Genomic DNA, 13,854 nt, shown 5'->3' on the forward strand with positions numbered 1-13,854 from the left:
GCCAGCCGGCGCGGCAGGACGGGCGCGGTGCCGGGTTCCGGATCGCCGGGCGTGGGAATCCCGGGGGCCGGGTTACCGGATGGTTCGGGCAGCAGGTTCACAGGGCACGCTTCCGGGGGCCGGGGACCTGGGCGTCGGATTCCCGCAGGTAGAGGGGCGTGGAGTCCAGCAGCTGCCCGCCCGCTGCCAGCCTTGCCAGCGCGAACTGGCCCAGGTAGAGCGCGTCCGGCTGTTCGGTGCTGAAGTCCGGATCCGCGCGCACGTCGTCGGGGTAGAGCCCTGCGCCCGCGCCGTACGCCGGCAGGTCGGGAAGGTCTGCGGCGAACCCTACGTGCGGCCCGTCGGTGAGCTTTGGCAGCTGGCCCGCGGCCAGGGTGTAGCGCGCCCAGTAGACCTCTTTGCGCCGGGCGTCGGTGGCCACAAGGAACTCGGCCGGCGCCTCGGTGGATTCGGCCACTTCGAGGGCGACGGCGTCGAGGCTCATCATGCCGTGCAGCGGCGTGTTCCAGACGAAGGCCAGGGTGCGCGCCGTCGCGATGCCGGACCGGAGCCCGGTGAACGGACCGGGACCGACGCCCACAACGATCGCGTCAATGTCTGCGCCGGTTACTCCGGCGTCTGCCAGCAGCCGCTCGATTCCGGGCGCGAGGACCTCGGCGTGGCTCTTGGTGTCCTCGGTGGAGAAGTTGCCCACCACGCCTTCGAGGGCGTCGTCGGACACCAGCGCGGCGCTGGCCACGGCCGAGGTGTCAATGGCGAGAATGAGCATCAGGAAATTCCTTCCGCGGCCAGAACGGGCTGTTCTGCCCAGCGCGGCCCGAAGCCGCGGATGATGATGGTGCGGGGCTCGTCGTCGTCCTCCGACTCGAAGTCCAGGACAGGCACGTCGGGACTGGGCGCGCCAGGGCCTGGCGCCGCAGTGCCGGGTCCGGTTGATTCCCCAGCGGCGTGAAGGTGTGCGGGAGCGGCGCCGCCCAGCTGGCGGTGCAGTTCCACCTCGAGCCGGCTCTCGGTCAGGTGCTCCACGCGGTCCCGGCCCCACTCCACCACGGTCACGGCAGAGTCCAGTGTGTTCTCCAGGTCAATGTCGTCGATTTCCGACGCCGATCCCAGCCGGTAGGCGTCCACGTGCACCAGGTCCGGCCCGCCCGGGCGCGGTCCGTCGGGGAGGTTCGGGTGGATGCGTACCAGCACGAAGGTCGGGGAAATGATGCCCTCGCGGACGCCCAGGCCCTCACCGAGGCCCTGCGTGAAGGTGGTCTTGCCGGCGCCCAGTTCGCCTGTGAGCACCAGGAGGTCCCCCGCCCGGAGCACCTCCGCCAGAGCCGCGCCGAGCACGTGGGTCTGGTCCGCCGTCGTGACCGTCAGGGTCTGCACCCACAGCGGAGCGTTGCCGGTTTCGGGAATGTTCACGGCGCCGGCGTTTCAGTCGCGGTCGCTCCGGTGGCGGGCATTTCGCCGGGCGCACCGCTGAGGGGCGACTCGTTGATGTACGTGCGGGGCACGCGGGGGCTGATGCGGGTGACGATCTCGTAGTTGTTGGTGCCGGCGGCGCGGGCCCAGTCATCGGCCGTGGGCCCGCCGTCGGCGCCGTCTCCGAAGAGGACCGCCTCTGCTCCGAGGACGCTGTGCCCGCCCCGGGAAACGTCGAGGGGGCCGAGGTCGATTACCATCTGGTCCATCGCTATCCGTCCCACCACGGGGTAGGTGATGCCTTCCACACGGACGGGCCCGCCGGTGGCGACGCGGGGAACGCCGTCGGCATAGCCGAGCGGGATGAGCCCCAGCGTGCTCTCGCCGGCGGTGTGGTAGTTGAAGCCATAGGAGACGCCCTGGCCCGAGTGCACGTCCTTGCAGTGGGACACGACGGTGCGCAAGGTCATCGCGGGGCGGAGGCCCAGTTCCGCGGAGGTCTGCCCTTCGAAGGGCGAGAGGCCGTAGATTCCCAGGCCCGCGCGGACCAGGTCGAAGTGCGTGTCCGGCCGGGACAGGGTGGCCGGGGTGTTGGCCAGGTGGCGGACTTCGGGGTCCACGCCGGCGTCTTCGGCGATGGCCAGGACCTCGCGGAACGCTGCGAGCTGGTCATCGGTTTCCGGGCGCTCGGGTTCGTCGGCCACGGCTAGGTGGGAGAAGATGCCCACCACGCGCAGCAGCCCCTGGTCCTGGTACTCCACGGCTTCGCCCACCAGCCGGTCCCACACCTCGACGGTGGCGCCGTTGCGGCCAAGTCCGGTGTCGACTTTGAGGTGGACGCGTGCCGGCCGTTCCTGTTCCCGGGCGGCGGCCACAATCTGTTCCAGCTCCCAGCCGGAGCACCCGATGTCGACGCCGGCGGCCACTGCCGCGCCGAAGTTGCTTTCCGGGGTGTGCAGCCAGGCGAGCAGGGGCGCTTCGATCCCCGCGGCGCGCAGCGCCAGGGCTTCGGAGATGTGCGCGACACCCAGCCAGCTTGCGCCTGCCTCGAGGGCCGCGCGGGCCACCGGCACGGCGCCGTGCCCGTAGGCGTCGGCCTTGACGACCGCCATGACCTTGGCCGGTTCGGCGGCCGCGGCGAGCCGGCGGACGTTGTGCCGGATGGCCTCAAGGTCGATCACTGCGGAACGTTCGTGGGCCGGCCGGGCGTAGCCGTGGGATGTCCCGGCCGGGCCCGCCACTGCCGGGCGGTCTCCTGTTGCTGCTGGATAAATCACGCTATTGATTCTAGTGCTGGCGCTTCGGGCCGAATAATTGCCGGGGAAGGGGCGTGCCGGTGCCTGCTCAGGCGTCCGAGAGGTGCGCGATGGTGGCGGCCGCCCGCCGCTGGGCCTCCTGCGGAACGTCCCGGACGATGTCGGCGAGGAAGGAGTAGCGGCGCAGCCACTGGCTGCCACGGCGTTCCGGCCGGGCGTTGGCGCGCTTCCACCAGTCGGCGATGTCTCCCCAGCCGGGCGCCGCGAGGGAACCGCCCACTTCCTGGACTGCGAGTGCGGCGCAGAGATTGGCGAACCGAAGCCGGTCGCTGAGGGGCCACCCCGCCAGGCTCCCGACGATGAACGCGGCCCCGAAGCAGTCCCCGGCACCGGTCGGATCGTAGGCGGCCACCGGCAGTGAGGGCACCCACTCCTCCTCGCCGGTTTCCGAGTCCACCGCCACGGCCCCCTGCGCCCCCAGGGTCACCACGGCCACCGGCACCCGGTCCGCCAGGGAGTACAGCGCCGCCCAGGGATCGTTTTTGCCGGTGAAGGCCATGGCCTCGCGCTGGTTGGGCATGAAGGCATGGAAGTACTGCAGGTTGGCAAGCCGAGCGTGGGCCCATTCACCGGTAGGATCCCAGCCGACGTCGCCGAACAGTTTCACGCCCTCCTTGTGCGCCGCGAGCGCCCACGGCTCCAGTTCATGGCCGAGGTCCGCCACAGCAGCCAGCGCGCGGGGCGGCTTGCCGATCAGCTCGGAGGAGGTCACCGGTGCCGGGTGCCCGTGCGTGACCATCGAGCGGTCGTGGTCCACGCTGAGTGACACGGTCACCGGCGAGTGCCAGCCCGGGACCCGGCGGGACAGGGACAGGTCCACGTGCTCCTGCCGGTCCAGGACTTTCCAGTTGTAGTCGCCGTAGCCGTCGTCGCCGAAGGCCGCAGCCAGCCCGGTGCGCAGGCCGAGGCGCGCGGCGGCGATGGCCTGGTTGGCCACGCCACCCGGGCAGCTGCCCATCCCCTCGCTCCAGATTTCGGTGCCGGGCTCGGGCGCGTGCGGCAGCCCGGTGAAGATGATGTCCTGAAAAACGGTCCCGGCCAGCAGCAGGTCGAACTCTCCGGCCGCCTGGGTACGGACGGCCGCGAGCGGGTCGAAACGGCGCGTGGGATTCGCCTCCATGTTCGGCACATTACGCTGTGTACCTTGGCGTTGAAACCCCGCGATGTGGGGGTGGGGACGCGTCTGGGTGGCCTCCGGCGCTGCGGGCCCGGCCGCGTTGCTGGCTGCTGCGCATAGACTCCTGCCATGCGGCTCATGATCGCCGGCGGCGGCGGATTCCGGGTTCCCCTCGTTTACCGTGCCCTGTGTTCCGGGCGCTATGCCGGCCTGGTCAGCGAGGTGGTGCTGTTCGACGTCGACGGCGGCCGCCTGGCCGCCATCGAGGCTGTCCTACGGTCCATGTCTTTGGAGTTCAGCCGGTCTTCGGAGGTGAGCCGCGCGGCGGACGGAAGTTCCGGCGTCGGACGTTCCTCCCGCCGCCCGCCCGCGGTGACGTCCACGACGTCCCTCCCCCGCGCCCTCAACGGGACGGACATCGTGTTCGCCGCCATCCGCCCGGGCGGAACGGCCGGCCGGGTTGCCGACGAGCGGGTGGCCCAGGACCTCGGGCTGCTGGGCCAGGAAACCACCGGCGCAGGCGGCATCTCCTACGCCCTGCGGTCCATCCCGGCGATGCTGGAGCTGGCCGCGAACATGCGGACGCACTGCCCGGACGCCTGGCTGATCAACTTCACCAATCCGGCAGGGATGGTCACCCAGGCGCTGGTTCCCGTGCTGGGCCGGAAGGTGATCGGCATCTGTGATTCCGCGAGTGCCGTGGTGCACCGCGCGGCCCGGGCGGCCGGGGTGCCGCTGCCGGCCGGAAAGCTCGACGGCGTGGGCTACTACGGGCTGAACCATCTTGGCTGGCTGTACCGGCTGGAGAGCGGCGGCCGGGACCTCCTTCCAGGCCTGCTGGCCGACCGGGAAGCCCTGGCCAGCTTCGAGGAGGGCCGGCTGTTTCCGCAGTCTTTCCTGCGCGATCTGGGGCTGCTGCCGAACGAGTACCTGTTCTATTACTACGAAGCGGCGCGCGCGATGGCGGGCATCCGTGCCATGGCCAGGACGCGGGGTGAGTCGATCCACGGTCAGCAGGCGGAGCTCTATCCGCGGCTGGCCGCCGCCGGGGACGAAGCGTACGGCTTGTGGGAAGCGGCTCGGCGGTCGCGCGAGGAGGGATATCTGGCCGAGTCCAGGACCGGCGGCGAGGCACGGAACCCCGAGGATCTTGCCGGCGGCGGGTATGAGCAGGTGGCCCTGGCCGTGATGCTGGCGCTGGCTGGAGGTGCCGCCGCCGATGGCGTGGCCGACGATGGCACCGGGGACCTTGGGGGCGCCGACGTTGGGGGCGGCCGTGGCGCTGCCACCGAGCTGATCCTCAATATTCCGAACTCCCCTGGACAGTCCTCCGACGAGGGACAGTCCTCCGATGCGGTTCAGTTCTCCGCCGGGGGACAGTCCTTCGCCGGGGCGGGCGGCGCCCGGCCCGCTGTTCCCGGGCTGCCGCCGGACGCCGTCGTCGAAGTTCCCTGCTCGGTCACGCCGGAAGGGGCGGTGCCGATACAGCAGGACGGGCCCGCCGAACCGCAACTCGGCCTTCTGCAACAGGTCAAGAAAGTGGAACTGCTCACCGTCCGTGCGGCCTCTGCCGGCGACCGCGACGCGGCGCTGGAAGCCTTCGCCGAGCACCCGCTGGTCGGCTCGGCTGAGCTCGCCACCGCGCTGCTCACCGGCTACGAAGGCGCGTTTCCGGAGTTGGCCGGGTTGTGGCGCCGGTGACGGGGCTCCGCAGGGCTCATTGAGGCACGCGGGCTGATTTAGCAGGGCCGTGCTACAACCGCTGGCCGGCGTGGTTGGCGTGTGAAACGCCACGTTGGCAGCACTGGCAACGCCACCGTTGCGCTGACGGTTCAGGAGTAGTGTTTTATCCGATGCAGTTCCAGCAGTCCGGAGAGGAGGGAGGCCCATGTCCGTGATCAAGCGTGTGGCTTTCCTGTCGCTGCACACCTCCCCCATGGAACAGCCCGGTTCCGGGGACGCCGGCGGCATGAACGTCTACATCCGCGGCCTCGCCTCCGCCCTGGCCGAAACCGGCATCGAAGTGGAGATCTTCACCCGATCCACCGCCGCCGGGCAGCCCGCCGTCGAACACCCCGACCCCGGCGTCTGCGTCCACAACGTCCTTGCCGGCCCGCCCCGCAAGCTGCCCAAAGAGGAACTCCCCGAGCTGCTGCACAGCATGGTCGCCGAAATCGAACGCATCCGCGGCCAACAGCCCCACGGCCGCTACGACCTCATCCACTCCCACTACTGGGTCTCCGGCGTCGCCGGCCTGGAACTCTCCCAACTGTGGAACGTCCCCCTGGTGCACACCATGCACACCATGGCGAAGGTCAAAAACCTCCTCCTGCACTCCGGCGAACAGCCCGAACCCCGGCGCCGCGAGGACGGCGAACACCGCATTGTCGACGGCGCCACCCGCCTGATCGCCAACACCACCGCCGAAGCCGCCGAACTCGTTTCCCACTACGGCGCCGACTTCGACCACATCGACGTCGCACCCCCCGGCGTGGACCTCTCCGTGTTCACCCCCGCGTTCCGTGCCCAGTCCCGGACCGACCACGGCATCGACGCCGCAACTTTCCACCTGCTCTTCGCCGGCCGGATCCAACGGCTCAAAGGCCCGCAGATCCTGCTCAAGGCCGCCGCCTTGCTGCGCCGCCGCCGCCCCGACATCGACCTCAAACTCACCATCCTCGGCGCGCTCAGCGGCGCCAAGGACTTCAACCTCAAAACCCTCGTCAGCGCCGCCGGACTGGACGACGTCGTCACCCACCACCCGCCCGTCAGCGCACCCGAACTTGCCGGCTGGTTCCGGGCCGCCGACGTCGTCGTCATGCCCTCGTACAGCGAATCCTTCGGCCTGGTCGCGCTTGAGGCCCAGGCCTGCGGCACCCCCGTCGTCGCCACCCGCGTCGGCGGACTCACCCGCGCAGTCAGCCACGGCCGCACCGGCCTGCTCGTGGACGGCCACCACGCCGCCGACTGGGCCGATGCCCTCGAGGCCCTCCACGACGACCCCACCACCCGCCACAACATGGGCACCGCTGCCGCCATCCACGCCGCAAACTCCGGCTGGCAGCGCACCGCCGCCATCACCCTCGACAGCTACCACGCCGCCGTCGACGAATTTGCCTCCAGCCACCCCATGGCCGCCGTCTACGGGTCACGGCTCACCGGCTAAAACCCTTCCGGAAAGGACAATGATGTCTGACAGCACTCCCCTGAGCGGTACCGGCCAGAGCAGCACTCCCCTGAGCGACCTGGATATTGCCCGCAGGGCAGTGCTGCGGCCGATCGAGGAAATCGCCGCATCGGCGGGCATCGATGCCGGGGCAGTGGAGCACTATGGCCGCTACAAAGCCAAGATCGACCCCTCGAAGCTGTCAGCCCCCGCGCCGGCAGGAAAGGTGGTTCTGGTTTCGGCGATGTCGCCCACGCCGGCCGGTGAAGGAAAATCAACCACGACTGTGGGACTGGCGGATTCGCTGGCACGTGCGGGCCACAAGGTGATGGTCGCGCTGCGGGAGCCCTCGCTGGGCCCCATCCTCGGTATGAAGGGCGGGGCCACGGGCGGCGGGCTGTCCCAGGTTCTGCCGATGGACGAGATCAATCTGCATTTCACCGGCGACTTCCATGCCGTCACGTCCGCCAACAATGCCCTCATGGCCCTCGTGGACAACCACATCTACCAGGGCAACGAACTGAGCATCGACCCGCGCCGCATGACGTTCAAGCGGGTCCTGGACATGAACGACCGCTCCCTTCGCGAGGTGGTCATTGGACTCGGCGGGCCTGCGCAGGGCGTACCGCGCCAGGACGGCTTCGACATCACCGTCGCATCAGAGATCATGGCGGTCTTTTGCCTTGCCACCGACCTGGCCGACCTGCGGGACAGGCTGGGCCGCATCACATTCGGCTACACCTACGACCGGGCGCCGGTGACGGTGGCGGACCTCGGCGTGCAGGGTGCCCTGACGCTGCTGCTCAAGGAAGCGATCAAGCCCAACCTCGTCCAGACCATCGCCGGGACGCCGGCACTGGTTCATGGCGGGCCGTTCGCGAACATTGCCCACGGCTGCAACTCGCTGATCGCCACGCAGACCGCCCGGCGGCTGGCCGACATCGTGGTGACGGAGGCGGGATTCGGGGCCGACCTCGGCGCGGAAAAGTTCATGGACATCAAGGCGCGGATCGCTGATGTGGCACCGTCCGCCGTCGTGGTGGTGGCGACCGTCCGCGCACTCAAGATGCAAGGCGGCGTTCCCAGGGACCGGCTGAACGAGCCGAACGTGGAGGCTGTGGCGGCGGGTGTGGCGAACCTCCGCCGCCATGTCCGGAATGTGGAGCGGTTCGGCGTGACGCCGGTGGTGGCGATCAACAGGTTCCCCGCCGATACCCAGGAGGAGCTCGACTGGCTGCTCGGCTGGTGCTCGGGTGAGGGCATCCAGGCATCGGTGGCGGACATCTGGGGTCGGGGCGGGGGCGGCGACGGCGGCGATGAGCTGGCTGCCAAGGTCGCCGCCGCGGTGAACGGGCCGTCGTCGTTCCGGCATCTCTACCCGCTGGACATGTCCGTGGAGGACAAGATCCGCACCATCGTCCAGGAAATCTACGGCGCCGACGGCGTGGACTTTTCAGTCCCTGCACTGCGCCGGCTTGCGGAGATCGAGAAGAACGGCTGGTCCGGACTACCTGTCTGCATGGCGAAAACCCAGTACTCGTTTACGGATGACGCCTCGCGGCTGGGGGCACCCAAGGGCTTCACCATCCATGTGCGCGACCTCATCCCCAAGACCGGCGCGGGCTTCATCGTGGCCCTGACCGGAGCGGTGATGACCATGCCCGGCCTTCCGGCCGTTCCCGCCGCAATGCGAATGGACGTGGACGACGCCGGCAACCCTGTCGGCCTCTTCTAGACCCTTCCTCACCTCCCGCCGCTTGAATCCCAACCCTTCCTCACCTCCCGCCGCTTCAACCAAAACCCTTCCTCACCTCCCGCCGCTTCAACCAAAACCCTTCCACACCTCCCGCCGCTTCAACCAAAACCCTTCCTCACCTCCCGCCGCTTCAACCAAAACCCTTCCTCACCTCCCGCCGCTTCAACCAAAACCCTTCCTCACCTCCCGCCGCTTCAACCAAAACCCTTCCTCACCTCCCGCCGCTTCAACCAAAACCCTTCCTCACCTCCCGCCGCTTCAACCAAAACCCTTCCACACCTCACGTCGCTTCAACCGCGACGCTTCCTAGGCAAATCCGGACGCCTGAGGATGGTCCAGCCGGCTGGTTCGTAACGCTCGCTTGATCAGGCGGATGGCCCGATCGAAGCCGTCAGCCAAATCCTTTTTGCCAAACACAACAACGGTCCACCCAGCAGCCTCGAATGCTTTGTCACGCCGCCTGTCACTGAAAATCTGGGGCTCGAGAAGGTGATGGCCGCCGTCGTACTGTATGGCCAGTCGCCGATGCCTGTAGCCGAGATCGGCAGTCGGCCCGGTTGTCTTGTCCTCTCGCAGTGGCACCTGCAGCTCAGGCTCCGGAAGACCGGCATCCCCCATGGCGAGGCGGAGTAGGGACTCGGGGGCGGAATCCGCTCCGACGCGCATCCGTTCGAGCGCGGCGCGCGCCCGAATCACACCTTGAAGATTCGGATGGCGGGCGACGAGTGAACGCAGTCCGTCAAGCGTGTCGAATGGCTTGGTGCGGTCTTCGAATTCCGCCCTGGGAATGCGAATCAGTTCATCGCCCATGCAGACCAGTTCGCTCTCCGACAGCTTTGTCGCCATATCGAGCCAGGTGCGGGACCTGCTGCTTATTCGAATGCCGTCGACGAATTCGATCTCGTCCTCGGAGGCCAACACCGAGTGCCCGATTACGCCTCTTCGCCGCACCTCCGGCAGGGAACGGGGTTTGCTCAAATGCAGTTCGGTCGAATCTGCCAACCATGCCGGCAGGATTTGGCTTCGAATCCGTGCCGCCGTGACATGCGATATCCAGGCGCCGGGTGAGGCCGCAGACAGTGCTCGTGCCGCGGCCTTAAGCTCGAAGCTCCAGCCGGTCGGGCGGTACAGTTCACGACTGACATGCGCGACGTCGGCCCGTCGGAGTCTGTTGGGTGGAACTCCGGACGCTTTGGCAGATCCCAGCGTGAAGGGAGCAGATACCAGGCTGACAGGAAGATCGGTACGTTTTTGCATACGGCATTGTTACTCGAAACCGACCAGACTCGCAGAAGTTATCCACAGGCGGGGCTTGCGCCGAACAACACCTGAGGAAGCGTTTTAGTTCAAGCGACGAAAGATGAGGAAGCGTTCCGGTTCAAGCGACCAAAGGTGAGGAAGCGTTTGGCGGTGCGGGCTTATTTTGGGCCCGCCACGGCCCCTGCTGCAGATGCGGCTGCCGCAGCCTGGTCCACGCGCCGCCCCGCGGGCTGGATTCGCCGGCCCTCGCCGCGCCGCAGGGAAATGAAGACGACGGCGACGCTGACCGCCACCAGAGCGGCAACGAACAGGGCGGTCGGCAGGTCCTCGGCCAAGAGGCTGGGAATGGCACGGCCCGGCACCGAGATGGCGAAGCCGAACGCCACAGCGATGCCGATGTAGCTGCCGATCATGTTCCCCCGGTGCGCTGGGATGTTCCGGCGCACCGCGCTGATGAGCCCCAGAGTGACGGTCACGATCGTGAACGCCGAGAGCCCGTGAAGCCAGCTGAAGTGCCCGTCACCTACGATCCAGAAGCTGCTGAAACAGACGTAGTACATGGCCGCGACCCACAGGTGTCCCATGCTGCGGTGGATGCGGTCGCGGCGGCGCCGAAGGATCTGGACCGGTCCGATGGCAAGGACAAAGAGGGCGGCAATGACGTGGCTGGCAAGCAGTACATTCCAAGGCTCCATGCACCTAGGATAGGAGCACTATCCTGTGGTGTACACCAAGATAGCCAGCGCGGCAGCAGCTATCCAAAGAGCTGCCATCCGCCGAGGAACGGAGCGGGCATGCAGCTAAAGGAGCTTAGCGAGCGGACGGGAGTCTCCCCCGCCAGCATCAAGTTCTACCTCCGCGAAGGCCTGCTGCCCGCGGGCCGTACCGTTCACGCCACCCGGGCGGAGTATTCAGAGCATCACGCGAGCCGGCTGGAACTGATCCAGGCGCTGCGCCGTGTGGTCGGGCTGAACATCGCCCAGATCGGCTCCCTGCTCAAAATGGCCGACGGCGGCGCACCCCGCCTTGAGCTTTTGGCCGCGATCCAGCGCACGGTGCTGGGCCTTGACGAGGTGGGCACGGAGCACGGCGAGCTGCGCACTCCGGCGGGTGACGCCGTCGTGCGTTTCCGGAACTGGCCGGACGTCCCGAGCGACGCCAGGAACGCCCTCAATGCCCAACTGGCCCGGATGGAAAGCCTCGGCGTACCTGTCACAGCCGAGCTGCTCGACGCCTACAGCCAGGCGGTGGATGCCATTGCGGCAATGAATATTTCGGCCACAACCGCGCCGGACGACGTCAACCAGCTGATCATGACGGCGGCCGTCGGGATGCATCTGCATGGCCAACTTGTCCTGAAGCTGCTCGCCCTCGCGCATGCGAGCCACGCCATCCGGCGCTACGAAAAGGGTATTTAAACAACGAGCTTCCCCACCCAAAGGTGAGGAAGCGTCGCGTCAAACCCGCAAAAACTGAGGAAGGGTCCCGTCAGAACCTGCAGGACGTGAGGAAGGGTCCGGGTTAGCGGTCGAGGTCGCCGCGGATGAAGGCCTCGACCTTGTCGCGGGCGAGGTCGTCGTTGAACTGCTCCGGCGGGGACTTCATGAAGTAGCTCGATGCGGAGAGCAGCGGGCCGCCGATGCCGCGGTCCAGGCCGATCTTCGCCGCACGGATCGCGTCGATGATCACACCGGCCGAGTTGGGCGAGTCCCACACCTCGAGCTTGTATTCCAGGGACACCGGGGCGTCGCCGAAGTTGCGGCCTTCCAGGCGCACGAAAGCCCACTTGCGGTCATCCAGCCACTGCACGTAGTCGGACGGGCCGATGTGAACGTCCTTCGCAGCCAGCTCGGCCTCGACATTGGAAGTCACGGCCTGGGTCTTGGAGATCTTCTTCGACTCGAGGCGGTCGCGCTCCAGCATGTTCTTGAAGTCCATGTTGCCGCCCACGTTCAGCTGGTACGTGCGGTCCAGCGTGACGCCGCGGTCCTCGAAGAGCTTCGCCATGACGCGGTGCGTGATGGTGGCGCCGATCTGGCTCTTGATGTCATCGCCCACGATCGGCACGCCGGCGGCGGTGAACTTGTCCGCCCATTCCTTCGTGCCCGCGATGAACACCGGCAGCGCGTTCACGAACGCCACCCCGGCGTCGATCGCGGCCTGGGCGTAGAACTCCGCAGCTTCCTGCGATCCGACCGGCAGGTAGCAGACCATGACATCGACCTTGGCGTCCTTCAGGGCCTGGACGACGTCGACCGGCTCCTCGGTGGACTGTTCGATGGTCTCCAGGTAGTACCGGCCCAGGCCGTCCAGGGTGTGGCCGCGCTGGACGGTCACGCCGGTTGGCGGGACCTCGGCAAGCTTGATCGTGTTGTTTTCGCTGGCCAGTATCGCATCGGCCAGGTCGATGCCGACCTTCTTGCCGTCCACGTCGAACGCGGCCACGAACTGGACGTCGTTGACGTGGTACTTGCCGAACTCAACGTGCATCAGACCCGGAATCGTGGCCTGGGGGTCGGCATCCCGGTAGTAATGGACACCCTGAACCAGCGAAGCGGCACAGTTACCGACGCCGACGATTGCTACACGAATCGGATTTGAAGACACGGAACTCCTTTGAGAACAAACTTCATGTGCCCTGCGCGTCTGTACCTTGCTGTACGACGGCGTCTGACGGGCACCGCGCCACACGGCGCGCTTATCAGTCTAACCAAACGCCGCCGGGGCCGGCTTTGTTCCCGCCGTCCCCGGCCGCTTGATTACGTGTCAGTTGTGAAGCGGTGGTTCAGACCCGCTGCGCCCAGAGGTTAATGTCGGATTCGACGGCGAACTCGTCGATCGCCGTCAGTTCCTCGCCGCTGAACTCAAGGTTGTTGATGGCGGCAAGGGTGTCCTCGAGTTGCCTGACGCTGGACGCCCCGACGAGCGCGGAAGTCACCGGGGAGCCCTTGGGCTGGTCGCGCAGGATCCAGGCGATGGCCATCTGCGCCAGCGACTGCCCACGGCCGCCGGCAATGGCGTTCAGTCCCCGGACCCTGTCCAGTTTCTCGTCGGTAAGGGCCGATTCGGAGAGGAACCTCGCCTTGGCCGCACGCGAGTCGGCCGGGACGCCGTTGAGGTAGCGGTCAGTCAGCATGCCCTGGGCCAGCGGCGAGAACGCGATGGAGCCGGCGCCCACCTGGTCCAGCGCCTCGTAAAGGTTGGGGGTCCCGTTCTCGGTCCAGCGGTTCAGCATGGAGTAGCTGGGCTGGTGGATGAGCAGCGGCGTGCCGAGTTCCTTCAGGATGCGGGCGGCCTCGAGCGTCTGTTCCGGGGTGTAGGAGGAGATGCCCGCGTAGAGGGCCTTGCCCGAGCGGACCGCGTAGTCCAGCGCGCCCATGGTCTCCTCCAGCGGCGTCTCCGGGTCCGGGCGGTGGCTGTAGAAGATGTCCACGTAGTCCAGGCCCATCCGCTGCAGCGACTGGTCCAGGCTGGAAATCAAATACTTCCGGGAGCCCCACTCGCCGTACGGACCGGGCCACATGTAGTAGCCGGCCTTGGTGGAGATGACCAGCTCGTCGCGGTATGGCTTGAAGTCGTCCTGCAGGTGCCGGCCGAAGTTGGTCTCCGCGGAGCCGTCCGGCGGCCCGTAGTTGTTGGCGAGGTCGAAGTGGTTGACGCCGAGGTCGAAGGCGCGGCGCAATATGGCGCGCTGTTCATCGAATCGCTTGTCGTCGCCGAAGTTGTGCCACAGGCCCAGCGAGATGGCCGGCAGTTTCAGGCCGCTGCGTCCGACGCGGCGGTACGGCATGGTGTCATAGCGGGTGTCCGAGGCCACATAAGTCAT

The 13,854-nt window shown here is 67.6% G+C and carries 12 protein-coding genes; 4 read left to right on the forward strand and 8 right to left on the reverse strand.

The window, feature by feature from the left end; all coding sequences use genetic code 11:
- Window positions 1-97: 97 nt before the first annotated feature.
- The 4 genes from tsaB to ABRP34_RS07085 form a co-directional block, all read right to left on the reverse strand.
- On the reverse strand, window positions 98-769 hold the full coding sequence (tsaB, locus tag ABRP34_RS07070) for a tRNA (adenosine(37)-N6)-threonylcarbamoyltransferase complex dimerization subunit type 1 TsaB (protein WP_003805307.1): 672 nt from the start codon (window positions 767-769) through the stop codon (window positions 98-100).
- Window positions 769-1,413 (reverse strand): tRNA (adenosine(37)-N6)-threonylcarbamoyltransferase complex ATPase subunit type 1 TsaE, encoded by a 645-nt coding sequence (gene tsaE, locus ABRP34_RS07075; RefSeq protein ID WP_353712703.1) that lies wholly within the window; start codon window positions 1,411-1,413, stop codon window positions 769-771. The genes tsaB and tsaE overlap by 1 nt, the downstream gene beginning before the upstream one ends.
- Complete coding sequence (gene alr, locus ABRP34_RS07080) at window positions 1,410-2,654, reverse strand: alanine racemase (RefSeq protein ID WP_353713325.1); 1,245 nt, start codon at window positions 2,652-2,654, stop codon at window positions 1,410-1,412. The genes tsaE and alr overlap by 4 nt, the downstream gene beginning before the upstream one ends.
- Window positions 2,655-2,757: 103 nt before the next feature.
- A complete protein-coding gene (locus ABRP34_RS07085) occupies window positions 2,758-3,849 on the reverse strand; it encodes a carbohydrate kinase family protein (RefSeq protein WP_003805313.1) in 1,092 nt (363 codons plus the stop codon).
- 126 nt (window positions 3,850-3,975) lie between these two features.
- Between ABRP34_RS07085 and ABRP34_RS07090 the strand changes: the two genes are divergently transcribed.
- From ABRP34_RS07090 to ABRP34_RS07100, 3 genes are all read left to right on the forward strand, one after another.
- Window positions 3,976-5,547 (forward strand): 6-phospho-beta-glucosidase, encoded by a 1,572-nt coding sequence (locus ABRP34_RS07090; protein WP_353712704.1) that lies wholly within the window; start codon window positions 3,976-3,978, stop codon window positions 5,545-5,547.
- Window positions 5,548-5,734: 187 nt separating this feature from the next.
- Complete coding sequence (gene mshA / locus ABRP34_RS07095) at window positions 5,735-7,012, forward strand: D-inositol-3-phosphate glycosyltransferase (protein ID WP_003805317.1); 1,278 nt, start codon at window positions 5,735-5,737, stop codon at window positions 7,010-7,012.
- A 22-nt stretch (window positions 7,013-7,034) separates the two neighbouring features.
- Window positions 7,035-8,747 carry a formate--tetrahydrofolate ligase gene (locus tag ABRP34_RS07100; RefSeq protein WP_353713326.1) on the forward strand — a complete coding sequence of 571 codons (1,713 nt, stop codon included), beginning with the start codon at window positions 7,035-7,037 and terminating at the stop codon, window positions 8,745-8,747.
- 327 nt (window positions 8,748-9,074) lie between these two features.
- On the opposite strand, the gene ABRP34_RS07105 is transcribed toward ABRP34_RS07100, so the two are convergent.
- Both ABRP34_RS07105 and ABRP34_RS07110 read right to left on the reverse strand, forming a co-directional pair.
- Window positions 9,075-10,025, reverse strand: a complete 951-nt coding sequence (locus ABRP34_RS07105) for a hypothetical protein (protein ID WP_353712705.1) — start codon at window positions 10,023-10,025, stop codon at window positions 9,075-9,077.
- A gap of 161 nt (window positions 10,026-10,186) precedes the next feature.
- Window positions 10,187-10,723, reverse strand: coding sequence for a DUF2306 domain-containing protein (locus tag ABRP34_RS07110; protein WP_353712706.1), 537 nt, complete (start codon window positions 10,721-10,723; stop codon window positions 10,187-10,189).
- 99 nt (window positions 10,724-10,822) lie between these two features.
- Here ABRP34_RS07110 and ABRP34_RS07115 point away from each other — a divergent pair, with 99 nt between their 5' ends.
- Window positions 10,823-11,446 (forward strand): MerR family transcriptional regulator, encoded by a 624-nt coding sequence (locus ABRP34_RS07115; protein WP_353712707.1) that lies wholly within the window; start codon window positions 10,823-10,825, stop codon window positions 11,444-11,446.
- Between the two features lie 103 nt (window positions 11,447-11,549).
- On the opposite strand, the gene ABRP34_RS07120 is transcribed toward ABRP34_RS07115, so the two are convergent.
- Both ABRP34_RS07120 and mgrA read right to left on the reverse strand, forming a co-directional pair.
- Window positions 11,550-12,635 carry an inositol-3-phosphate synthase gene (locus ABRP34_RS07120; RefSeq protein ID WP_003805329.1) on the reverse strand — a complete coding sequence of 362 codons (1,086 nt, stop codon included), beginning with the start codon at window positions 12,633-12,635 and terminating at the stop codon, window positions 11,550-11,552.
- A 178-nt stretch (window positions 12,636-12,813) separates the two neighbouring features.
- Window positions 12,814-13,854, reverse strand: a complete 1,041-nt coding sequence (gene mgrA, locus ABRP34_RS07125; RefSeq protein WP_353712708.1) for an L-glyceraldehyde 3-phosphate reductase — start codon at window positions 13,852-13,854, stop codon at window positions 12,814-12,816.

Origin of the sequence: Arthrobacter sp. K5 (assembly GCF_040448525.1) — a bacterium.
In the GTDB taxonomy this organism is placed as follows: Bacteria; Actinomycetota; Actinomycetes; order Actinomycetales; family Micrococcaceae; genus Arthrobacter; species Arthrobacter globiformis.